This is a genomic window from Parageobacillus toebii NBRC 107807 (assembly GCF_003688615.2).
Lineage (GTDB): Bacteria > Bacillota > Bacilli > Bacillales > Anoxybacillaceae > Parageobacillus_B > Parageobacillus_B toebii.
Genome location: NZ_CP049703.1, coordinates 2,453,651 through 2,475,765 on the forward strand (window position 1 = coordinate 2,453,651; position 22,115 = coordinate 2,475,765).

21 protein-coding genes, 2 pseudogenes and 1 riboswitch are annotated in these 22,115 nt (G+C 41.8%); of the genes and pseudogenes, 16 read left to right on the plus strand and 7 right to left on the minus strand.

Going from position 1 to position 22,115, the window contains the following annotated elements; genetic code table 11:
• The first annotated feature begins 20 nt into the window (after positions 1-20).
• The 9 genes from thyA (at position 21) to DER53_RS12520 (ending at position 6,887) form a co-directional block, all read left to right on the plus strand.
• Positions 21-815, plus strand: a complete 795-nt coding sequence (thyA, locus tag DER53_RS12480) for a thymidylate synthase (RefSeq protein ID WP_062678654.1) — start codon at positions 21-23, stop codon at positions 813-815.
• A 12-nt stretch (positions 816-827) separates the two neighbouring features.
• Positions 828-1,316, plus strand: coding sequence for a dihydrofolate reductase (locus tag DER53_RS12485; RefSeq protein ID WP_015863834.1), 489 nt, complete (start codon positions 828-830; stop codon positions 1,314-1,316).
• Between the two features lie 103 nt (positions 1,317-1,419).
• Positions 1,420-1,860, plus strand: a complete 441-nt coding sequence (locus DER53_RS12490; RefSeq protein ID WP_062754134.1) for a YndM family protein — start codon at positions 1,420-1,422, stop codon at positions 1,858-1,860.
• Between the two features lie 199 nt (positions 1,861-2,059).
• Complete coding sequence (gene ilvA, locus DER53_RS12495) at positions 2,060-3,331, plus strand: threonine ammonia-lyase IlvA (RefSeq protein ID WP_015863836.1); 1,272 nt, start codon at positions 2,060-2,062, stop codon at positions 3,329-3,331.
• A gap of 106 nt (positions 3,332-3,437) precedes the next feature.
• Complete coding sequence (locus tag DER53_RS12500; RefSeq protein ID WP_062754133.1) at positions 3,438-3,689, plus strand: YpmP family protein; 252 nt, start codon at positions 3,438-3,440, stop codon at positions 3,687-3,689.
• A gap of 309 nt (positions 3,690-3,998) precedes the next feature.
• Positions 3,999-4,841 carry a DegV family protein gene (locus DER53_RS12505; protein ID WP_062754130.1) on the plus strand — a complete coding sequence of 281 codons (843 nt, stop codon included), beginning with the start codon at positions 3,999-4,001 and terminating at the stop codon, positions 4,839-4,841.
• Positions 4,842-4,875: 34 nt separating this feature from the next.
• Positions 4,876-5,442, plus strand: a complete 567-nt coding sequence (locus DER53_RS12510) for an SCO family protein (protein WP_062754376.1) — start codon at positions 4,876-4,878, stop codon at positions 5,440-5,442.
• A 78-nt stretch (positions 5,443-5,520) separates the two neighbouring features.
• Complete coding sequence (locus tag DER53_RS12515) at positions 5,521-6,315, plus strand: SGNH/GDSL hydrolase family protein (protein WP_062754128.1); 795 nt, start codon at positions 5,521-5,523, stop codon at positions 6,313-6,315.
• Positions 6,312-6,887, plus strand: a complete 576-nt coding sequence (locus tag DER53_RS12520) for a YpmS family protein (protein ID WP_015863841.1) — start codon at positions 6,312-6,314, stop codon at positions 6,885-6,887. Before DER53_RS12515 ends, DER53_RS12520 begins: the two co-directional genes overlap by 4 nt.
• Before the next feature lie 28 nt (positions 6,888-6,915).
• On the opposite strand, the gene DER53_RS12525 is transcribed toward DER53_RS12520, so the two are convergent.
• Positions 6,916-8,280: an RsmF rRNA methyltransferase first C-terminal domain-containing protein gene (locus DER53_RS12525; RefSeq protein ID WP_062678647.1), complete on the minus strand. Its 1,365-nt coding sequence runs from the start codon at positions 8,278-8,280 to the stop codon at positions 6,916-6,918.
• 41 nt (positions 8,281-8,321) lie between these two features.
• Complete coding sequence (gene plsY / locus DER53_RS12530) at positions 8,322-8,915, minus strand: glycerol-3-phosphate 1-O-acyltransferase PlsY (RefSeq protein ID WP_015863843.1); 594 nt, start codon at positions 8,913-8,915, stop codon at positions 8,322-8,324.
• A gap of 192 nt (positions 8,916-9,107) precedes the next feature.
• Between plsY and DER53_RS12535 the strand changes: the two genes are divergently transcribed.
• The 3 genes and pseudogenes from DER53_RS12535 to DER53_RS12545 form a co-directional block, all read left to right on the plus strand.
• The gene (locus tag DER53_RS12535) at positions 9,108-9,533 is read left to right on the plus strand and encodes an OsmC family protein (protein ID WP_062754127.1); all 426 of its coding nucleotides are present in this window, start codon (positions 9,108-9,110) and stop codon (positions 9,531-9,533) included.
• A 20-nt stretch (positions 9,534-9,553) separates the two neighbouring features.
• A complete protein-coding gene (locus DER53_RS12540; RefSeq protein WP_062754125.1) occupies positions 9,554-9,994 on the plus strand; it encodes an OsmC family protein in 441 nt (146 codons plus the stop codon).
• A gap of 56 nt (positions 9,995-10,050) precedes the next feature.
• A pseudogene (locus DER53_RS12545) lies at positions 10,051-10,311 on the plus strand (MATE family efflux transporter); the annotation flags it as partial.
• A 131-nt stretch (positions 10,312-10,442) separates the two neighbouring features.
• Here DER53_RS12545 and DER53_RS12550 read toward each other — a convergent pair.
• The gene (locus DER53_RS12550) at positions 10,443-11,903 is read right to left on the minus strand and encodes an aldehyde dehydrogenase family protein (RefSeq protein ID WP_062678644.1); all 1,461 of its coding nucleotides are present in this window, start codon (positions 11,901-11,903) and stop codon (positions 10,443-10,445) included.
• 375 nt (positions 11,904-12,278) lie between these two features.
• Between DER53_RS12550 and DER53_RS12555 the strand changes: the two are divergent.
• Positions 12,279-13,445, plus strand: a pseudogene (locus tag DER53_RS12555) (IS256 family transposase).
• Between the two features lie 295 nt (positions 13,446-13,740).
• Positions 13,741-15,372, plus strand: a complete 1,632-nt coding sequence (locus tag DER53_RS12560) for a bifunctional metallophosphatase/5'-nucleotidase (protein WP_062754121.1) — start codon at positions 13,741-13,743, stop codon at positions 15,370-15,372.
• Between the two features lie 46 nt (positions 15,373-15,418).
• Here DER53_RS12560 and pepT read toward each other — a convergent pair whose 3' ends face one another.
• Positions 15,419-16,651 carry a peptidase T gene (gene pepT, locus DER53_RS12565; RefSeq protein WP_062754120.1) on the minus strand — a complete coding sequence of 411 codons (1,233 nt, stop codon included), beginning with the start codon at positions 16,649-16,651 and terminating at the stop codon, positions 15,419-15,421.
• Positions 16,652-16,813: 162 nt separating this feature from the next.
• A riboswitch (FMN riboswitch) is annotated at positions 16,814-16,947 on the plus strand.
• Between the two features lie 156 nt (positions 16,948-17,103).
• Between pepT and DER53_RS12570 the strand changes: the two genes are divergently transcribed.
• The gene (locus DER53_RS12570; protein WP_062754119.1) at positions 17,104-17,685 is read left to right on the plus strand and encodes an ECF transporter S component; all 582 of its coding nucleotides are present in this window, start codon (positions 17,104-17,106) and stop codon (positions 17,683-17,685) included.
• Between the two features lie 535 nt (positions 17,686-18,220).
• Here DER53_RS12570 and DER53_RS12575 read toward each other — a convergent pair.
• Together DER53_RS12575 and DER53_RS12580 are read right to left on the minus strand one after the other, a co-directional pair.
• On the minus strand, positions 18,221-18,826 hold the full coding sequence (locus DER53_RS12575; RefSeq protein WP_062754117.1) for a molybdopterin-dependent oxidoreductase: 606 nt from the start codon (positions 18,824-18,826) through the stop codon (positions 18,221-18,223).
• Positions 18,827-19,460: 634 nt separating this feature from the next.
• Complete coding sequence (locus DER53_RS12580; protein ID WP_167317829.1) at positions 19,461-19,607, minus strand: hypothetical protein; 147 nt, start codon at positions 19,605-19,607, stop codon at positions 19,461-19,463.
• A gap of 317 nt (positions 19,608-19,924) precedes the next feature.
• Here DER53_RS12580 and DER53_RS12585 point away from each other — a divergent pair, with 317 nt between their 5' ends.
• The gene (locus DER53_RS12585) at positions 19,925-20,158 is read left to right on the plus strand and encodes a hypothetical protein (protein ID WP_062754115.1); all 234 of its coding nucleotides are present in this window, start codon (positions 19,925-19,927) and stop codon (positions 20,156-20,158) included.
• Positions 20,159-20,982: 824 nt separating this feature from the next.
• Here DER53_RS12585 and DER53_RS12590 read toward each other — a convergent pair.
• Positions 20,983-21,765 carry an FTR1 family iron permease gene (locus tag DER53_RS12590; RefSeq protein ID WP_062754111.1) on the minus strand — a complete coding sequence of 261 codons (783 nt, stop codon included), beginning with the start codon at positions 21,763-21,765 and terminating at the stop codon, positions 20,983-20,985.
• Positions 21,766-22,115: the final 350 nt, after the last annotated feature.

Here is a 22,115-nt window from a genome sequence, read left to right on the forward strand (position 1 = left end):
TAGAACGTGAGGTGATAACATTGCGTCAATACTTACAATTACTAGAAGATATTCTCGAAAACGGAGTAGAAAAAGACGACCGTACTGGGGTCGGGACGTTATCCGTGTTTGGTCGTCAGCTGCGTTTTAATTTGCAGGAAGGATTCCCACTCTTAACAACAAAAAAATTACATATCCGTTCGATCATTTACGAATTATTATGGTTTTTAAAGGGAGATACGAATGTCCGCTACTTGCAAGAAAACGGCGTGACGATCTGGGATGAGTGGGCGGATGAAAACGGCGAGTTAGGCCCAATATACGGCGCGCAGTGGCGTTCATGGAAAGGGGCCGATGGCAAAACGGTGGATCAAATCAGCTGGGTTATTGAAGAAATTAAACGAAACCCAAATTCCCGCCGCTTATTAGTAAGCGCGTGGAATGTGGCAGAGCTAGATAAAATGAAACTGCCGCCTTGCCATTATGCGTTTCAATTTTATGTGGCAGACGGGAAGCTTTCTTGCATGTGGCAGCAACGTTCCGTTGATACGTTTTTAGGTTTGCCGTTTAACATCGCCAGCTATGCGCTGTTGACGCATATGATCGCCCAGCAGTGCGATTTAGATGTCGGTGAATTGATTTTTAGCGGCGGCGATGTACATTTGTATAAAAATCATCTTGAGCAAGCCAAACTACAACTGACGAGAGAACCGCGACCGCTTCCGAAGCTGGTGATCAAGCGGAAGCCTGCTTCGATTTTTGAATATGAATTCGAGGATTTTGAAATTGTCGACTATGATCCTCATCCGCATATTAAAGCGCCGGTTGCCGTATAAAGGAGAGATAGAATGATTTCACATATTGTCGCCATGGATCAAAACCGTGTCATTGGCAAAGACAACCGCCTGCCATGGCATTTGCCTGCTGATTTAGCGTATTTTAAAAAAGTAACGATGGGCCATGCCATTATTATGGGGCGCAAAACGTTTGAATCCATCGGGCGGCCGCTTCCGGGAAGAGAAAATGTCATTGTGACGCGGAATCGGTCGTTTCAGGCAGAAGGATGTACGGTGATCCATTCGATCGAAGCGATTCGTCAGTTTGCCGCTAAGCGCGATGATGAAGTGTTTGTCATTGGCGGTGCGGAATTGTTTCAAGCGACATTGCCGTTTGCCGACCGTCTCTACATAACGAAAATTGAGGCGAATTTTCCGGGTGATACGTTTTATCCGGATTTTGAAGAGTCAGAGTGGCGGCTCGTTTCCTATACGAAAGGAATAAAAGATGAAAAAAATCCATATGATTATGCGTTTATCGTTTATGAACGCAAACGTTAACGTGTTTCGCTTTTCGGCGGAACACGTTTTTCTTTTCAATCGAATAGAAGCAGCATAAAAAAGGAACGATAACAGTAAAAGATGATGGAAATGGAGGAATACGATGAAGCATATCGTTCCATTGGCGATTAAATTTATTGGGTGGAGTGTAGTGCTGCTTTCTATTTTTACGATTTTTAACGCCCCGCCGCTGCTGGTTTTGTTCATGGCGGCAGGAACCGCTGTAGTTTCTTATCTCATCGGTGATCTATTTATTCTGCCGCGCTTTGGCAATTTGGCAGCAGCGATTGCTGATGTTCCGCTTGCGTTTTTGCTTATTTGGCTTACTAGCTACGCACTGATTGAACCGACTGTCAATATGGCGTACGCTTCGTTTTATTGCGCGCTGGCAATCGGTGCGATCGAAGCGTTTTTTCATCTGTTTATGGAAAACCGTGTGCTTGATGAGGAAAGAAAAGAACAAGCGTATCGGTGGTATGACGAAGGAAGGTGGGCGACGGAGTTTGCTGAGGAATATGATCAGGAGAAAGACGACCGCACGTAAGAGGGTCGTCTTTTATGTTATACGTAAAAAAGCACGCCAAAGATTAATTTTATTCTACTCAAATGGCATGATCATAAACAAGAAAAAAATGGGGAGAAATATTTTTTGTAAACTTTTTGAAAATTCCCTTTCCTTTTTAAAAATTTGTGCTATAATTTACAAATTAAAAAGACAACTTAGAAAGAAAGGGAACGAAAACATGGAACAACAACTTAAACGAAAACAAGGGACCGTTTATGTTGAAGATATTTTAATCGCTTATCATACGTTAAAAGATGTTGTACACCATACTCCGCTGCAAAAAAATCCGTTATTATCGGAACGTTACGAATGTAACGTGTATTTGAAGCGCGAAGATTTACAAGTCGTACGCTCATTCAAAATTCGTGGCGCATACAACCGGATGAAACATTTAAGCGAAGAAGAACGGAAAAACGGCATTGTCTGCGCTAGTGCAGGCAACCATGCGCAAGGAGTAGCGTATTCATGTCGGGCGCTAGGCGTGCATGGAAAGGTGTACATGCCGGCGACAACGCCGAGACAAAAAGTATCGCAAGTACAGCTGTTCGGAAAAGATATGGTCGACATTGTTTTAGTAGGCGATACGTTTGATGATTCATTTAACGAAGCAATAGAGTGTGCCAAAAAAGAAGGACGCACATTTATTCATCCGTTTGATGATGAATATGTCATTGCCGGACAAGGAACGATCGGTGTAGAAGTGTTGAACGACTGTGAAGAGCCGATTGATTTTGTGTTTGCGAGCATCGGCGGTGGCGGATTGATGTCGGGGATTGGTACATATGTGAAAAGCATTTCTCCAGCTACAAAAATTATTGGCGTGGAACCAGAAGGTGCACCATCGATGAAAGCTGCCCTCGAGCAAGGGCATGTTGTGACATTAGAAGAGATTGATAAATTTGTGGATGGAGCGGCAGTGAAAACGGTTGGCGAAAAAACGTATGCGCTTTGTAAAGAAATCATTGACGATATTGTTGTCGTACCGGAAGGAAAAGTATGCACAACGATCTTAGAGCTATATAACGAAAATGCAATTGTCGTTGAACCGGCGGGGGCGCTTCCGATTGCAGCACTTGATTTTTACAAAGACAAAATCCGTGGGAAAACGGTTGTCTGTATTGTCAGCGGAGGAAACAATGACATTGATCGAATGCAGGAAATTAAAGAGCGTTCGATGATTTATGAAGGACTGCAGCATTATTTTATCGTCAATTTTCCACAGCGTGCCGGCGCGCTTCGCGAATTTTTAGATGAAGTATTAGGGCCTACCGATGATATTACTCGTTTTGAATACACAAAGAAAAATAACAAAGAAAACGGTCCGGCGTTGGTCGGCATTGAATTAAAACGCCGCGAAGATTACGAGCCGCTCATTGAGCGCATGAAGAAAAAAGGGTTTCCGTTTCAAGAAGTGAATAAAAATCCAAACTTATTCCATTTACTCATTTAGTGAAAAAACACGAAAAAAGTCGTAAATATTTCGCACATTTCTGACATGCTTTTTTACCGATTTGGTGTATAATAAAAGTAAATCGGTGAAAAAGAGGATTGATATTTTGCTATTCAAAAGCCTAGAGTTCAAAAATGCTTATGGGCAGAAGGTGAAGATTATCGAAATTCCTGTATTGGAGGAAGATAACACGTACCGATTTATGATTCAATTGCGCTTAGAAACGTTTATTGCCAAAGTATATCGATCCCGTAATGCTCGTTCTGTTTACTCGTTTCGGGAATATTTGAAAAAAGTATTAAAATGGCCTGTTTATGAGCAAATTTTTAAGGCCGATGTTTTAAAAAACAATGCTTAAACCTAAAAAAGTTGTTTTGCTTCGGCAAAACAACTTTTTATTTAGTCATTGCCATTTTGTGACTGTCGCACATAAGTTCATATGTCTTTCGATATTTTTTCAAACTTTCCACACATATTGTTGATATGATAATAAAATGAATAGACGTGGAAAATTCCATCGCTTTTTTGGTTTTATCTCTTTTTATGCAGTTCACCCCCTTTATGAAAAAAAGATTCACTTTTCTTCAGGACATTCTAGATTTTTATAGGAATTTTCCTCTTTTCATTGTATAATTGTACATATGGCTTAAATATTGGGAGTGAATTTATGAAGAACGTGAAAGTTGTAACAGATTCAACGGTCGATTTGCCGAAAGAGGTGTTGCAAGAGCATGGGATTGAGGTAGTCCCACTCAGCTTTACGATTGGTGAGGAAGCGTTTATCGACCGCGTAACGATCACCCCGGATGAGTTTATGGAAAAAATGAAAGAAGCAGAGGAATTGCCAAAAAGCTCTCAACCTTCTGTCGGCGAGTTTCTCGAAATCTATAACCGCCTTGGTGAAGATGGAAGCGATATTATCTCGATCCATATGGCTGGTGAGCTAAGCGGCACTGTTCGCTCCGCGCAGTATGCCGCGACATTAGCGGAAGCAAATGTGACAGTGGTAGATTCGGAGTTTATTTCGCTTGCCCTGGGATTTCAAGTGTTGGAAGCAGCGCAACAGGCAAGACTGGGGAAAAGTGTGGAGGAAATTGTAAACCGTCTGCGCGACGTCCGTCGCTGTACGCGATTGTACGTCACAGTCGATACATTAGACAACCTCGTAAAAGGCGGTCGTATTGGCCGTGGAAGAGCATTGATCGGTTCGCTTTTAAACATTAAACCGATTGCAGCGCTTGTCGATGGAATGTATACACCGATTGCGAAAGCGCGCAGTTATTCACAAATCATCAAATATTTGACAAATCAATTTAAAGAAGATATATCGAATAAAACGATTCGGGCTGTTGGGATCGTCCATGCCGATGCGCTCGCATTAGCAGAACGGCTGAAACAATCGATCATGGAAGCGACTGGATATCATTCCATCGATATTGTCGCAACAACGCCGGTGATTTCGATCCATACCGGACCGGGCGCCATTGGCCTTATGTATTATGCAGAATAGAAGAAAACAGGTGAAGAGAAAGGTGAAAGGAAAGATGAAGCGATTCGTCGTTCTACTTGTCATCGTACTTCTTGCTGCATGCGGAAAAACCATTCCTGATGCAAAAAATTGGCCGGTTGATGATTTTACGTATACGGATCAAAATGGGAAGCCATTCGGTTTAAAAGATTTAAAAGGAAAAGTATGGGTTGCCGACTTTATTTTTACCAATTGTGAGACTGTTTGTCCGCCAATGACTGCCAATATGGCTAAGTTGCAAAAAAAGGCGAAAGAAAAAGGGCTTGATGTTGAATTTGTCTCATTTAGTGTTGATCCGGAAGTAGATACACCGGAAAAGTTAAAAGAGTATGTGAAAAAGTTTAACGGTGATTTATCAAATTGGCATTTGCTTACAGGATACAGCCAGCAAGAAATTGAGAAATTTGCCGAGAAAAACTTTAAAACGATTGTAAAAAAACCGAAAAACGAGGATCAAGTGATCCATGGAACAGAGTTTTATCTTGTTGACCAAAACGGTACGATTGTCCAAACTTATAGTGGGGTGCAAGATGTTCCGTATGAAAAAATTTTAGAGCATATTGAGATTTTGCAATCGTCATAAAAGGCAAAAATGTATCTACATTTTTGCCTTTTCGTGTTTTCTTCATGTGTGTTTACAAGGTAAGGCAGGTGTAGAATAATGAAAAAATGGGGATTGATTTTTTTATTGTTGCTCTATTGCGCGGGCTGTTCTTCCGAGCAGGCAATCAACGCTGCCAGCTTGCCTGAACGGCAAATAAAGCTGACACCGCGTACGGTTGCTAATGATTTTTTTCCAAAAGATATTCGCGTGCTCGCTCTTGGCGATTCGCTAACAGAGGGAGTAGGGGATCATGAACAAAAAGGCGGATATGTTTCTCGGTTGCGCCAACAATTATTACAGCATAAAGGGGTGCGAACGCTCTCGGTCATCAATTTTGGAAAGCGAGGGTTACGGATTTCCAAGCTTGATGATGTTGTCCATGAGCACGCAAACGAAGTCCGACAGGCGGATCTTATTTTCATCACCATCGGCGGCAATGACATGATGAAAATTGTTCGCTCCCATTTTTTTGATTTATCGTACACTTTGTTTGAGAAGGAACAAAAACGATTTGCCGAGCGGTTGGATCATCTTTTGGCAATGATTCGCACATATAACCAACATGCTACTATTGTTCTTGTCGGCTTATACAATCCATTTTCTAACTTGCTTCCAAATATTCCGGAAATCAACGATGTTATCAAGCTATGGAATAATGGGAGCAAAGCGGTGTTGGCGCGCTATGATCGGACGATTTTTGTCAATGTGAAAGATTTGTTTGATGGCCGGGATGATGTGTTATATAGCGACCAGTTTCATCCAAATGAAGTAGGGTATGAATTAATCGCAAGACGTGTGTATGAACAATTGCAGCAACACGAAGAAATGTGGTTAGGGAGTTTGGAACAATGAATTGGAAAAAATGGTTTTGGACATTGGTGGTATTGGATATTGCTGTTGTGATGCTTTTTGCTGTTTGGTTGTTTCAGCCGGCTAAACCGATATCGGTGCCGTCTCCGAAAAAAGTAAAAGGAGCCACGTTTACGGTATATTCGAACAAAGAACATTTGAATACGGTGATCAATGATTATATTCGTAAAAAAGCAAAAGACCATCCCGTGCAATATCGAGTTTGGCTTGATGATCGAGTGTATGTGGCAAGCAAGCTCCCTGTATTTGGCCGGGAGATGGACCTCGTCGTTTCTTTTATTCCGAAAGTGGTTAAAGGCGGAAATGTAGTGCTAGAAAGTCCGGAAATATCGCTGGGCGATTGGGAGCTTCCGGTCACGTACGTGTTAAGATATTTACGAAAACACGCGCCATTGCCAGATGAAGTGATCATTGATCCGAAGGTTAACCGCGTGTATGTGGCGCTTACTGATATTCGTTTCGGCAACGGTTATCAAGTTTCCGCTCGGAAAATTGATTTGGCAAAGGATGAAATTGTATTTACGCTGACGATTCCGACATCGGCAAAACAATAAGGGCCGCTTGTGAGCGCGCCCCTATTTATTAGTTGATTCGCAGTCCTTTCGGATAAAAGTTTTTCACCATACCTTTTACTTCTTTTCCCCACCCGAGCGGATAACCATCAACGGTCACAAGCAGCCAGCCGCGGTCTTCTCCCGTCTGAATCGTTTCTCCGCGCAAATATTTTAGACATTCTACGCTGTCGCTTGACAAGTCAAGGGAGTAACGAACGTCTTGCGGCTTTAGCGATAAGGCAAGTGCATGGTTCGGCTCAAACCGCTGCTTTTTCGCTTCTCCTAAGTGAAGACCTGCCCGCACGACTTTCAGGCCATCGAAATTCGGGCAGTGGTCAGGTAGGGCGAATAGATGGTGTTGAAAGGCATACATCGGTTTTTCGATTTCTGTTTGCAATACTTCTTGTTCAAACTGCCGATACTCGCGAACCATTTGTTTGGAGGCGTTTGGCTTGGCATAGCGTCCATTCCATGAAGGGGACGGGCCTGTTTTTTTTATTTTCGCGACAAAATGGCCTTCCCCTTTTAACGAATGCGGCCATAGCCGAGCCGTTCTCTCCATTTCCTCGAAGTTCGTGTTCGTCCATTCCCGTCTTCCCGGCTGAATGCCATGAACTTTTTCAATCGACAGCAATTCAAGATCATCATAGGTTTGTAAAAAAGCTTCTATGGTCTGTTCGTTTTCTTCCGGAGAAAACGTGCAAGTGGAATAGACGAGAATGCCGCCTTCTTTTAACATCTCGTATGCACAATCTAAAATATGCCGCTGTTTGATGGCGCATTGTTCGACGTGCGCTTGGCTCCAAAATTGTACAGCTTCTTCGTCTTTTCGAAACATGCCTTCCCCCGAGCATGGAGCATCTACTAAGATTTTGTCAAAAAAACCAGGGAAATATTTCGCGAGCTTTTCCGGTGTTTCATTCGTAACAAGCGTGTTTGTAATCCCAAACCGCTCGATATTTTCCGATAGTGCTTTGACGCGCTTCGGATGAATTTCATTGGCGATAATCAGTCCTTGATTTTTCATCATTGCCGCAAGCTGCGTCGTTTTTCCGCCAGGTGCGGCGCAAAGGTCAAGAACAAACTCCCCTGGATTAGGCTTTAACACTTCAGCTACAAACATCGCGCTCGGCTCTTGGATATAATAGAGCCCTGCCGCGTGATACGGATGCTTTCCAGGTTGTTCGTGTGCGTCATAATAAAAACCAGTTGGGCAAAACGGAACGGGGGAAAGTGCAAACGGGACGAGCGTTAAAAACGTCTCGCGGTCGATTTTCAATGGATTGAATCGCAACCCGTTTGCTTTTTCTTCATGATAGGTGGAAAAAAAACGAGAAGCTTCATCTTCCAAAAGCCTCTCCATTTTTTCGATGAATTCGCTTGGTAATTTCAATGATCCAACTCCTTTCTTGCTGCTCAAAATAATAAGATCGTTTATTTTCTGCCCAGCCACTTGATTTTTGGTTCCGTTTTGTTGACAATGCGTTTTATATTCGCGCGGTGGCGGTAAAAGATAAACGCCGTTAATAACGATACTGCGATCATTAGTGGAATGTCATCAGTAAAAAAGATGGTATAAATAACGGCATATACCCCGGCTAACATCGAAGATAACGAAACATACTTGGAAATATATAAAACAATGAAAAAGACAGTAAGAAGCGAAACGAACAAAAACGGTGAATAAAACAGCATCACACCTGCCGATGTTGCGACCGCTTTCCCGCCGCGGAATTTGGCAAAAATCGGATATGTATGTCCGATGACAGCGCACACTCCTGCTAACAGCGGATGTATGTGCACGGAGAACAATACAGGCAGGCTTGCCGCCAGCGTCCCTTTTAGCATATCTCCGCATGTGACGATCATTCCTGCTTTTACGCCAAGGACGCGAAATGTATTTGTCCCTCCTAGATTTCCGCTGCCATGCTCGCGAATATCGATTCCGTATCCTATTTTTCCGACAAGGAGCGCAAACGGAATCGATCCGAGAAGGTAAGCTGTGATCAAAATGAGTGCTTTTTCCATCAACCTCTCTACACCCTTTACTTATCAAATTTGTGCATGTTTTTATTTTACCATGCATGAAAAAAAACGCTAGAAGGAAAATAGAACATATCAACGGAAGGTATTTTTTTTGCATTTATTTTTTTGGCAAAGTAAACTAGATGATAACATGGTTATTTTATCGCTGGAACTGAAAGAGGAGGAAGAAAAGAAATGAAAACGAAAGTAACGTGGAACGGGCAAATGTCGTTTACAGGGATGAGCGCATCAGGAGTGCAAATTCCGATTGATGCTTCCAAAGAAGCAGGGGGACAAGATTCCGGGGCGAGACCGATGGAATTAATTTTACACGGGCTTGCCGGATGTACGGGAATTGATATTATATCAATCTTGACAAAAATGCGGCTTGAAGTTCGATCGTTTTATATAGAAGTGGAAGGAACCCGTGCAGACGATCATCCAAAACGGTTTACGGATATTCACATTCATTATGTGTTAGAAGGGGATTTGCCAGAAGACAAAGTCGTCCGCGCTATTCAATTGTCGAAAGAGAAGTACTGTTCTGTATCCCATTCGTTAAATGCCAACATTACGGCAAGCTACTCGATTAATGGTGTGAAGGGGAAAAAACATTTGTAAAAAAACAAGGAGGGACAAAAATGAAAAATCAAATGACGTTTCATGTGACAGGAAGCTCAAAAGGAATGCAAACGGTAGTCCGCTCTAGACAACATACGATAACGATCGACGAACCGCCAGCAATGGGCGGTCAAGATGCAGGTCCGGATCCGCTTTCGACATTGTTAAGTGCGCTCGCCGGCTGTGAAAATGTCGTAGCAAACATGGTGGCAAAAGAGCTAAATTTTGATTTACAAGGAATTGAATTTGACATCAAAGGAACAATAGACCCGCGGGGATTCATGGGTGACCCAAGCGTAAAACCGTATTTCCAACAAGTCACGATTCACGCCAAAGTAAAAACAAATGAATCACAGGAGCGGATTGAAGAATTACAGCGCATCACCGATTCGCGTTGTCCTGTTTATACGACGTTAAAGGCGGCAGGCGTTCAGCTGCAATCTACATGGACAAAGGCATAACGATACCCCCTTGGGCAACCAAGGGGGGATTCCAATGGAAGTAAAGTGACTGGGAAATGACGCGGCAATACGATTTGACAAAAGGTAATATTCCTAAACAGCTGATCGCTTTTTGGTTCCCTATTATGTTTACGAACTTATTGCAAGTTTCCTATCAATTTATCGATAGTTTTTGGGGTGGCAATTTGATAGGAGAAAATTCCCTTGCGGCGGTCGCAGTGGCAAGTACGGTCATTTATACGATTTTATCGTTTATTATCGGCATGAATAACGTCACCTTGACGATTTTTTCGCAACAACAAGGAAAAACGACCAATGCGGCCGCCTTTCTGTTTGCACGCCTTAAAACGGACGAAAAACCGTATGAGTGTGTGCAGGCGAAATGTAAAAAGGAGCTGATTTGAAAGCATTTCTGCTTTACGGTCAGCCCCCCTTTTTTCTTTGATTACTAAAACGGATAGCGGCGATACTCTTTTTGAATCGATACCCATTTTGTCACCGTAAACTCTTCCACAATCCACGGGTTTCCGAACCGTCCGATACCGCTGGCTTTTGTGCCGCCAAACGGAACGGTTGGGCTATCATTGACCGTTTGATCGTTAATATGTGTCATACCACTTTCAATTTGTAAGGCCAATTGTTCGCCTTCGCTTAAATCTTCGGTGAAAATCGCTGAACTTAAACCGTATTCGGTATCGTTCGCCATCGCGATCGCCTCGTCATCGGATTCGGCTTTAATAATGGTCGCGATTGGGGAGAACAATTCGGTTTGTGCAAGTTTGCTGTTATTATCGACATCGACAAATACAGTCGGCGTTAAAATGTTGCCGATTCGCTTTCCTTCGAGCGCCATTTTGGCGCCTTCTTTTTTCGCTTCTTCAATGATCGCCAATGCTTTTTCGATTTGTTTTTCGTTAATCAGCGGACCGATGATCGTTTTCGGATCACGCGGGTCGCCATACGGAAGTTTTTTCGCCCGTTCGACGAATTTTTCGACAAATTCATCATAATGGTTTTTATGGACAATGATGCGGTTAATAATCATACAAATTTGCCCTTGATGGATAAACTTGCCGAATATTGCTGCGTCAACGGCACGGTCCACATTGGCATCAGCAAGAACGATAAACGGGTTGTTACCGCCAAGCTCTAGCGCGACGCGTTTTAACATTCCGCCCGCAATCGCTCCGATATGTTTGCCGACAGCAGTCGAACCAGTAAAACTAATAAGCTGTGAATTCGGATTCGTTAACATATCGTCGCCGATTTCATCGATATCGGTGAGAACGACGTTTAAAACTCCTTTTGGCAATCCAGCATATTCAAAGGCTCTTGCGATGATGGAGCCGCCTGTTAAGCATGTTTGGATATCCGGCTTATGTACGACGCTATTTCCTAACGCAATCGCTGGGGCGATCGTTCTCATCGACAAATTCATCGGAAAGTTAAACGGAGAAATCGACGTGATGACCCCTAATGGCAGGCGATAAATCCGGTTGATTTTCCCTTCTGTTTCTGACGGGACTTCCCTCACTTTTGTCAATTCATCCACCATGTTGATTGCTTCTTCGACAAGTCCAATCGATAGATCGACTTCTACGTTCGCCTTAATGATGCTGCCACCTGTTTCGCGGGCGATCATATCAATAATTGCATCCCGATTGGAACGTAAATATTCCGCCGCTTTACGGAGCACTTCCTTTTTCTCTTCTTGGGATGTTTTCGCCCATTCTTTTTGTGCTTGTTTGGCGACGTCAAACGCTTCGGCAAGCTGCGTTTTCGTTGCCAGACGAATGGTTGTAATAACGGAATTGTCATACGGGTTTAAGTTATCATATGTCCGTTTGCTAAGTCCATCGATCCATTCGCCGTTGATGAAGCTTTTGTTGAATTGTTCATATCGTTCCATTAGAGACACCTCCTTTTGATACACAACACTAGTTTTTACGTGGATGATCGCCATTATACGGCGTTTTTCCATTAATTGTTTGTTTTTTATTCATTGTTTGTATAGCAACGAGGGGATAATGGAGAAGAATTTCTCTGTTTAGTAGGATAGGAGAGAGGAAACGAATAAACTCTATGAGAAATTTTTGTTATTAACTTTATAAAAAAATCCCCTGTTTGAAGTTTATTTTCCTTGGGAAAAGAGATACCTAGCTGCTCATAACTACAGATGATGTATAAAATTTTGTGTAAAGCATTTTGCTAGACCAAAAGAAAAAAGGTAGGGTATTCCCTGATTTGGACCACAACACATTCCAGAGAAAGGAGTACCCTACCTATGTCTAAAAGAAGTATACCGAATGTCGACTGGGCAAATCAACTGGAAAGTGTCATTCGTCAGTTTGTAAAGGAAAAATTAGAACTGATCATGCGGGAAGAAATCAAGAATTTCCTCGAAATCGAACAAGCGGACACATCCAATATGAGAAATGGCTACTATCAACGAAATCTAGATACGCAATATGGCCGGATGGAAGGTCTTTTGGTCCCTAGAGACCGAAACGGAGAATTTCAAACCCAATTGTTCGCTCCTTACCAACGCCACACCGGCTGAGGAAGCTATCATCAGGATGTATCAAAGTGGCATGAGCACGCGTGAAATTGGCAAGTTTATGGAACGAATTTTAGGCAATGCCTATTCTCCTGCGACGATCAACCGTATTACCGATGTAGTGAAGGAAGACATCGAGAAATGGCACGCTCGTCCACTGCACAAGCGTTATTCCGTCTTATATTTGGATGGTTTATACGTAAAACTTCGTTGCGAAACCGTGGAGAAAGAAGTCATTTATGTGGTGTTAGGGGTGAACGAAGAAGGATATCGCGAAATTCTTGATTTCTTTGTGGGAGGACAAGAAAGCGCCTATGTATGGCAGGAAATTCTTCAACACCTCTACTAAAGAGGCGTCAAGGAAGTGCTTCTGGGCGTATTTGATGGTCTTCCGGGGCTGGAGGAAGCTTTTTTCGGGCCGTTTATCCGAAAGCGGATGTGCAGCGTTGTGTCGTGCACAAAGTCCGCAGCACCCTAAATCGTGTTCGGAAAAAAGACCAATTCGAAATGGCGGAGGATCTGAAACTCATTTATCGTTCTCCGAATAAAGAAATCGCATTGAAGATGTTTCAACAGTTTCAATCCAAATGCTCTCGTGAGTACCCAAGGGAAGTCCAATCTTTGGCCAATGAGTTGGATGTCCTCCTTACATTTATGGATGATCCAAGCAGTATTCGAAGTGTGATTTATACGACCAATGCCATCGAACGAACGATCAAGGAAATTCGGAAACGCCTAAAACCGATGAACAGTTTGAGCAGTTTAGAAGCCGCGGAAAAAGTCGTGTATTTGACCATTCAATATTTTAATGAGAAATGGGCAGGAAGAAAGTTACGAGGATTTGCCGAAGCGCAAGAAGCCCTCGAGCGAATGTTTGAGGAACGTTATTGTTAACCAAATGTTGTAAATAAACAAAATAAGGGAATTCTCCCTTTCCACACAGGAGACTGAATATTCAGTCTCCTGTGTGAAGGAAACCGGTTCCCTATCCATTCCAAATCCATTTCAGAGATACCCTATCTATCTTACATTACACAAAATTCTTGACGGTACCTGGTAGAAAATCTCCATATAAAAATTTATATAAAATTTACAATATTTTTAGAAGAAAATAAGTATTTTGGCTCTATTATTACTATGAAACGAAATCTATGATAATGACAGGAAAACGAGGAAAGGAGTTATGAATATGAAACTTTCATCCAAACTGGTTAAAACGACTGTATCTGCGCTTGCCTTGTCCGCTGCTCTGTCTTCAGCAAGTGTATTTGCGGCTGGGCAACCTGGCCATCTAGGGAAAAAGCAGCAGACGAATTCCTATTCATATCGTTACATCGATGTACAATTGCTAGGAATTAACGACTTTCACGGACAGCTTGATGTAACAAGAAACGTTGGAGGAAGAGCGGCTGGGCGAGCAGATTATTTAGCTGCGTATTTAAAACAACGGGAAAGGGAAAATAAAAATACGCTTCTTGTCCATGCAGGGGATGCCGTTGGAGCAAGTTCACCTGTATCGGCACTGCTGCAGGATGAGCCAACGATAGAATTTTTAAATAAACTAGGTTTTGATGTAGGAACACTCGGAAACCACGAATTTGATGAAGGGGTCGACGAAATGCTTCGCCTCATTAATGGCGGAACACATCCAAAAACCGGCTATTTTCGTGGCGCGGATTTTCCATACGTAAGCGCGAATGTAATAGATAAAAAGACAGGCAAACCGATTCTTCCGCCTTATGTTATTAAAAAAGTGAAAGGAATACCGATTGGTTTTATCGGAGTAACTTTATCGGATACACCAAGCATCGTCATTCCAAGCGGTGTGGCTGGGGTTGCATTCACGGATGAAGCGGAGGCGATTAACGAGGCGGTGAAACAACTAAAACGGCGGGGGGTGCGCGCAATCGTTGTCCTTGCGCATAATCCAGGGGTTTCTAATAAAGATGGTTCCAACGCGAGTGGAGAAATTGTAGACATCGCGAAAACAGTGGATGATGAAGTCGATGTTATTTTTGCGGGTCATAATCATGCGTATTTAAACGCCGAAGTGGACGGCAAACTGCTTGTTCAATCATATTCTTATGGAACTGCTTTTTCGGATGTGGATTTAACAATTGATCGGCGGACAAAAGACGTTGTTGCGAAAAAAGCAGAAATTGTGACTACCTATCAAGATAGCATCAAACCTGATCCAAAGATTACGAAATTCATTGACAAATATGAAGCAAAGGTATCTCCAATTATTAACCAAGTCATCGGTACGGCAAAAACGACGATTAGCACTGAGCAAAATGCAAGTGGGGAATCAGCGTTAGGAAATTTGATTGCCGATGCGCAACGGACAGCGATGAAAACAGACTTCGCCTTTATGAATTCTGGCGGCATTCGCGCCAATATTGAACAAGGAGAAGTGACATGGGGAGAGCTGTATAACGTACAGCCATTTAGCAATCAGCTCGTAAAAATGACGCTCACGGGCGAGCAAATTCGTAAGCTATTGAACCAACAATGGCAGTCGAATCAAACACGCATGCTGCAAATTTCTGGTCTTATATATACTTGGGACGCAAGCAAACCAATAGGTGACAAAGTCGTCGATATTTATTTGCCAAACGGCGCAAAACTCGATCCAAATGCGGAATACACCGTTACAGCAAACAGCTTCCTAGCTGATGGAGGAGATAACTTCACGGTATTTACGGAAGGGAAAAGCCGCGAAGTAGGACCAGTCGATTTAGAGGCGCTCATCCATTATATTCAACAGCTTCCGCAGCCATTTGATGCCCAAATCGAAGGCCGCATTCAACAGCTTCGCTAAATATGAAAAAGCTGGTTCCAAAGCGCCGTTGGAACCAGCTTTTATATTACGCTTTTTGCTCGAACAGCTTAATAATTTCAATAATGACGTTTGTTGCTTTGATCATGTTGTCGACGGAAATGTATTCATAGCGGCCGTGGAAGTTTTCGCCGCCCGTGAAAATGTTTGGCGTCGGCAGCCCCATGTACGAAAGCTGCGATCCGTCCGTGCCGCCGCGGATCGGCGAAATTTTCGGTTCAATATTTAAGTTTTTCATCGCTTCATAGGCGATATCGACAACTTCGCGGACCGGTTCGATTTTTTCTCTCATGTTATAATATTGGTCTTTTATTTCGATCGCGATTCGCTCTTTTCCGTATTTTTCTTGCAGTTTTGCCGCGATTTCCCGCATTTTTGCTTTACGCGCTTCAAATTGTTCGCGGTCAAAGTCGCGGATAATGTAATGAAGCGCTGTTTCTTCGACATTTCCTTGGAAGGAAAGCAAATGATAAAATCCTTCGTAGCCTTCCGTATGTTCCGGCGCTTCGTTGGCAGGAATCTGTGCGTGAAATTCCATCGCGATTTTCATCGAGTTAATCATTTTGCCTTTGGCGGTGCCTGGATGAACATTTTTTCCTTTAAATTTGATTTTTGCCTCCGCGGCGTTAAAGCTTTCATACTCTAATTCGCCAAGCGGACCGCCATCGACTGTGTACGCATATTTAGCACCGAACTTAGCGACGTCAAACTTATGCGGCCCTCTGCCGATTTCTTCATCCGGTGTAAACGCGACGCGCACTTTTCCGTGTTTAATTTCCGGATGTTGGATTAAGTAGGCCATCGCCGTCATAATTTCCGCGATTCCCGCTTTATTGTCCGCGCCAAGCAGCGTCGTGCCGTCGGTGGTGATTAATGTATGGCCTTTGTAGTTTGCAAGTTCCGGAAAATCTTTCGGCGAAAGCACAATATGTAGCGCCTCATTTAATATGATATCATTGCCATCGTAGTTTTCGACAATTTGCGGTTTTACATTGGCGCCGGTAAATTCGGGAGCCGTATCCATATGGGCTAAAAAGCCAATGGTTGGCACATCTTTATCGGTATTTGCGGGCAATGTTGCCATGATATAGCCGTTTTCGTCTATTGTTACTTCTTCCATGCCGATTGCTTTTAATTCTTCTACTAGCATTTTCGCTAGCGTCCATTGACCCGGAGTGGAGGGACAAGTATCACTGTTCGGGTCAGACTGGGTGTCAACTTGAACATACTTCGTAAAACGTTCAATGATTTCGTTTTTCATGATAGTCAGCTCCTTATTATTTACTATCTTTTTCCTTCTTTATTTTATCATAAAAATGAAAAATCATGTTGGTGTGAGAAAAAAGAGCATTCATATGCACTGCATTGATGATAGACATAACGCATAAAGAAATTATATAATAATATTAAAAAATATAATACGATTCATCTTCGGGGCAGGGTGAAATTCCCGACCGGCGGTGATGAAGCAATTTGCTTCTCAGCCCGCGAGCCGCATAGGCACGATCCGGTGCAATTCCGGAGCCGACAGTATAGTCTGGATGGGAGAAGATGAAGGTTTGCCGGCGTTCGAATGTTGCGCGATCGAACGTCTATTTGAGCATACCCTTTTTCTCCCTTAAGTGTGAACACTTAAGGGTTTTTTATTTGACGCTCAAAGTTGGCAGCCTTCTTCTTGTGAGGATGGATCACGAGAAGGAGAGGAGAATCGACATGAGAAAAATGAATATCCGCGCGCTTGTCTTAATTGGAGTGTTTAGTGCCATCTCGTATTTACTGATGCTGTTAAACTTTCCGCTTCCGCCATTTCCAAACTTTCTATTGGTGGATTTCAGCGACATTCCTGCATTGATCGCCGCGATTCTGTACGGACCGCTGGCGGGAGTGTCCGTTGAATTGCTGAAAAATGTGTTGAATTATTTCATGGTCGGCAGTCCTACCGGCGTTCCGGTCGGTCATATCGCCAACTTTATGGCCGGGATTACGTTTATTTTGCCGACATATTACGTATATCATAAAACAAAATCAAAAAAAGGAATGCTGGCTGGTTTAGTCATTGGTACAGTTGTCATGGCGGTGATGATGAGTGTATTAAATTATTATGTGTTTCTGCCGGCGTATACGATCTTTCTAGGCGCACCGGCGATGAGCGCGCCGGAAACAAGGGCATTGGTTGTTTCGGCTATCTTGCCGTTTAACGCGGTAAAAGGCACGATGATCACGATTGTATTTATGCTATTGTTTGTCCGTTTGCACCAGTGGATGCAAAAACAAGCGGCAACGAATCATGCATAGTGCATATATGCAGCGAGGCTGCCTCAAAAGGCCGTTGAATCGACCTCTTGAGGCAGCCTCTTATTAAATAACCACGCTAAAGTTATTTTTTTCTGCTTCTTAATATTCGCAAATATCAAGAAAGGGAAATTAGAATTTTTCGACTTCTTATCCCAATTACCTGAATTTTCAACCAAAGGAATGCAAGAACCACCTTTAAACAGCCATATACACATTAAATTAAATAGGTTTTCTAATGAAAATATGTGCTAAATGCAAAAAAGTAAAAACCTCGAATGATGCCAAGACAATAATGAAAAACTGGATAGAGTGTATAAAAAGGACAATGTAAAGGTTGAGAATGGGCAACATGGCAGTAAAAGAAAATCATTGTGTGCCCGTTTCTTCCGTGTATGAAGAGTGCAAAAAATAAAAAGAGATTGTCTTAGAAAAGACTCTCTCTCAGCTTGTCGACTTTGTCGGCAAGCTGAGAGGAACTCTAAAAAAGAAACTCTCGTTTTTTAGGAGTGAATACAATGAACTTTTCAAAAAAGTTTTACATATCGTTTGAATCGGCAAAGCGCTCTTCCTTAAACGGATTGGCGGTCATCGAGAAGCCGCGTTGTTCCCAATATCCCGGCTCGTCTTTTTTCATGAACTGGATTCCAGATGCCCATTTCGTTCCTTTCCATAAATAAAACGATGCAGGTGGAATAAAGCGGAGCGGATAGCCATGTTTTGGGGAAATATCCTGCCAGTCATGACGTTTGTCTTTCCAGCGGTACACAAATAGCGCGTCATCGCCCATCAGCGCCTCGAGCGGCAAGTTCGCCGAATAGCCGAAGCGGTCTCCTTTTAAATAGCCGTAAATTTTCACGTATTTCACATCTGGGGCCAGTTCAACAAAGCGCAAAAACTCGCGAAAGGCAATCCCTTCAAATGTTGTATCAAATTTCGACCATGTCGTCACACAATGCATATCGATCGTCGAGATTGTTTTTGGCAGTTCCATTACTTGCTGATAGGAAAGAGAGACTTCTTCTTTTACATCCCCAAATAAGCGGAATTCCCATGTTGATTCATCAAATTGATAAACATCCCCATCATGGAGAATCGGCCATTTTTCCGTTTCAAATTGGCCTGGCGGCAGCTGTTTTGTCAATGGCGAGCCCCCCTTTTCTATGTATGAATTTATATAAAATGATACGGCGAGAAAGTGGTGTACGCAACTATATTGGCAGGAAATAATCGGATAGAGAAAAGGGCCGGGCCCTACACAGATTCACGGATATTGCTAAAAGAGTTAGGAATACATGCAGAAAAAGATGTTTTTTCATCGAGAGTTTTTTACGATTCAAAGGGATCTGCCGTCAGTGTTCAGTACGAAACTGATTGGATACTCCGATCTAAGCTTCTTCAGGCAGGATTTAATTTAGCTGCCGCGAGGTTTCAACGTCTTCGGTAAAAAAATTTACAACCGGTAAAGGTAATGCAAAAAAGATAAATGGTTCTCTGGGGATTTGAGCACAGTGGCGAGCGATAACGTCTGTGATGCGTTTATGCTGGCGCAAATCGCCAGAGCTTTGAGTGGGCAAGTGGAATGAACAAAGTTTCAAAAAGAAGCTTTAAATAAATTCTCGTAAAACCGAAGGCGGCAGTTCTTTTTGAAGTTTTGGAATGAAGCTGCTCGTTTTCTTGGATGGTTTCACTCCGAAGTTAGAAACACAAGAGTAACTAAGTTACATTGGTGAGAAGGAAAAGTGGTTCGAGTATAGCGTTATATTTCGTTATTATGGTTATCTTTCCTTTTCGGTGGGATGAATCCTTTTATGTTCCGTTTCAGCAATGTACCTTGGTTTTTTTGCTACTGCCGCTAAAGAAATAATAAAGCTAATCCCTAAGATTGCTGATAATATCCATGCGAAAAGTTCAATTGATGTCATTATCTCATACCCTCCTTCTTTAGTGTTATGTAAAAGATATGACGACATGCTCGTCCATTTTCTTCCCCGTTATATTTTAGATACAACCCTATGAATAGACGAGTAGATAAATAAAGAAACAAAATAGCGTTCAAATCATGTGAGCATTAAAATCCTAAAAAAGATAAAAAGCATGGGTGATTAAACAAACAAACTGTAGTAAATTTTCATTAATATATTGTATGGCGAGAGAAACGATTTCCGTGTTCATTTACCTATTTGATGTTCATTAAAACAAGATCTTTTCTGATGAACTCATCATAAAGGGGGTGTGATATATGGATTTAAATATCAACGTAGAAGACTTGTTACAAAAATTGGAACAACAATATAAAGAGCATGAAACTACTAGTAGAGAAATTGAAGATTTACTGGACGAACAACTAGGATTACTTAAAAGCATGCTAGAAAAATTAAAGCCTATTTATAGTTGGTATGTTAAAAAAGGTCTTGTTTTTACACATCCAACTATAAAAATTCGTTCTCCACTCGGTCCTATATATAGGATATGATCGGAAAGAAAATGAAGTTATTGTGTTTAATATCCAGAAGAATCATCCAGAGAAAGTATATTTACACGACAACAAAGTGCGAAAGTTTTATAGTTTATACGAGCTTGTTAGAGACGGGTTTTTTAGTGATGCTGTAAATGGGCTTCAATACCTTGGGAAGATGTTGGAAAATTATGTGAACGAGAACAATGAATATATAAAAGAGCTGAAAGCACAAATTGAGGAAATAAATTTAATGAACAAATGAATATAAAAAATGACAGAATATTTTTGCTTAGACGTGTTATGATGGTATCGTGGAAATGTTGAGACAGAATGTCACTCCGGTCGGGGTGGCGTTTTTTATTTTAAATGCTCGATTATTAAAGAGTGTCGTTGATTTTCTTATTTCAATGAAAGGGCGGTTTAGTTGAAACATTATTCATACCAAGCCTTTTAAATTATTATAACTATATTAAAAAATTTATCAAGAGAGATTTAATTGATCAATTAATGAACCATACGATTATGAAGCCTATAACGAAATGAGATCAGTGAATCAAAGTTTTATCGTATCGTGAGAAGGGGTTTTATGAGAATTGAAGTGTACAAAGAAGAGCCGCCGATGTAGTTTGTGGAATAAAAAGTATAGGTAGTGCTAAAAAATAATTCATTTCATTAACCAGAAGTTATTAATAGGCATTTAGAGGCGAAAAGATAATAATACAAGCCGATTTTCCCTTCGTTGAGGAAAAATCGGCTTTTTCCATTTCTCTTATCGTTTGACTCCGATATTGATAAATTAGCTGGGAACATGAAGTGTAATCAAACGGCCAAGTTGCTTGTTATGTCCGTTTCCGAACTACTGACGAAATTCCAATTAAGGCTAAATAAACAACATAACTGATCACTTGTAAACTTGTTGGCTTATCGGTGTAGCCTACTAATGCGTGCAACAGGTTCCCCACTGTACTTTCACTGCTCAAGATTGAACTTGTATCCCATAAGGTTTCATTGCCGAATGGCAGCCAACCGAGTTGCTGAAATTCCCCGATTCCGCTTACTAAAAATCCCGCAGCAAATATGACAAGTAAAAAAGTGGAGAGATTGAAAAAGTATTTTACATTGATCTTTTTCCCAAGTACATAGATTAAATACCCAGTTACACTTCCTGATATAATCCCTAATACACCGAGTACTATATTTAGGACCGGATCGGTTATTGACGTTAACGGAACCATAAACACGACCATCTCAAGCCCTTCTCGGAACACTGCCAAAAAGGTAAAACCTACAATAGCAAATTTCGATCCTGTTTTGATTGCTGAATCTATCCTTGATTCGAGTTCTTCTTCTAGATTTCCGTTCTTTTTCATCGAGACTGCCATGTACGTTAGCATACCAAACGCAAGAAAATAGGATATACCTTCAATTTGCAATTCCAGAGGGGTGCCTTCGTAATTATGAACCGTCGAGTAAATTGCAACACCAGCGATGAGTGATGCAACGATGGCTGCAAATACGCCTGTCCAAATATCCCGGATACGATCACGCTGTCCGATTAGAATGAGATAGGTAGCCAAAATCGAACATAACATCGAAGCTTCAAAAGCTTCACGGAAAAACATTAAAAAGGCTGCACTTCCTCACCACCTTCTTTTTTTAATAGGAACTTAGCTGCAGACCATGATTGGTTATGTTTCGTTATGAAATGGTTGCTGCAGCTTTGGTTTATAGTATGAAAAAAATTCAAAATAGAAACGGACAACCCCCCATTATCAACGGTAAACAAACGTTTGAAATAGTAGGTATTATGTCTACACTCACTAGAACTCTATAAAACAAGAAAACCTCCTTGATAAACAAGGAGGCTTTTATTCCATTAAATAAAAGTCCCAACTGAATTGGATCTATATAAATCCAGTTTGAAATTCCGACATGTTTAATCAACCTGCATCCTTGTCTATACTGCTCCTAA

Bases quoted from the DNA above. Each gene is read 5' to 3' on its own strand.
- DER53_RS12485 (WP_015863834.1), top strand. From the start codon at position 828: ATGATTTCACATATTGTCGCCATGGATCAAAACCGTGTCATTGGCAAA.
- DER53_RS12490 (WP_062754134.1), top strand. From the start codon at position 1,420: ATGAAGCATATCGTTCCATTGGCGATTAAATTTATTGGGTGGAGTGTA.
- ilvA (WP_015863836.1), top strand. From the start codon at position 2,060: ATGGAACAACAACTTAAACGAAAACAAGGGACCGTTTATGTTGAAGAT.
- DER53_RS12505 (WP_062754130.1), top strand. From the start codon at position 3,999: ATGAAGAACGTGAAAGTTGTAACAGATTCAACGGTCGATTTGCCGAAA.
- DER53_RS12510 (WP_062754376.1), top strand. From the start codon at position 4,876: ATGAAGCGATTCGTCGTTCTACTTGTCATCGTACTTCTTGCTGCATGC.
- DER53_RS12515 (WP_062754128.1), top strand. From the start codon at position 5,521: ATGAAAAAATGGGGATTGATTTTTTTATTGTTGCTCTATTGCGCGGGC.
- DER53_RS12520 (WP_015863841.1), top strand. From the start codon at position 6,312: ATGAATTGGAAAAAATGGTTTTGGACATTGGTGGTATTGGATATTGCT.
- plsY (WP_015863843.1), bottom strand. From the start codon at position 8,915: ATGGAAAAAGCACTCATTTTGATCACAGCTTACCTTCTCGGATCGATT.
- DER53_RS12535 (WP_062754127.1), top strand. From the start codon at position 9,108: ATGAAAACGAAAGTAACGTGGAACGGGCAAATGTCGTTTACAGGGATG.
- DER53_RS12540 (WP_062754125.1), top strand. From the start codon at position 9,554: ATGAAAAATCAAATGACGTTTCATGTGACAGGAAGCTCAAAAGGAATG.
- DER53_RS12550 (WP_062678644.1), bottom strand. From the start codon at position 11,903: ATGGAACGATATGAACAATTCAACAAAAGCTTCATCAACGGCGAATGG.
- DER53_RS12560 (WP_062754121.1), top strand. From the start codon at position 13,741: ATGAAACTTTCATCCAAACTGGTTAAAACGACTGTATCTGCGCTTGCC.
- pepT (WP_062754120.1), bottom strand. From the start codon at position 16,651: ATGAAAAACGAAATCATTGAACGTTTTACGAAGTATGTTCAAGTTGAC.
- DER53_RS12570 (WP_062754119.1), top strand. From the start codon at position 17,104: ATGAGAAAAATGAATATCCGCGCGCTTGTCTTAATTGGAGTGTTTAGT.
- DER53_RS12580 (WP_167317829.1), bottom strand. From the start codon at position 19,607: ATGACATCAATTGAACTTTTCGCATGGATATTATCAGCAATCTTAGGG.
- DER53_RS12585 (WP_062754115.1), top strand. From the start codon at position 19,925: ATGGATTTAAATATCAACGTAGAAGACTTGTTACAAAAATTGGAACAA.
- DER53_RS12590 (WP_062754111.1), bottom strand. From the start codon at position 21,765: ATGTTTTTCCGTGAAGCTTTTGAAGCTTCGATGTTATGTTCGATTTTG.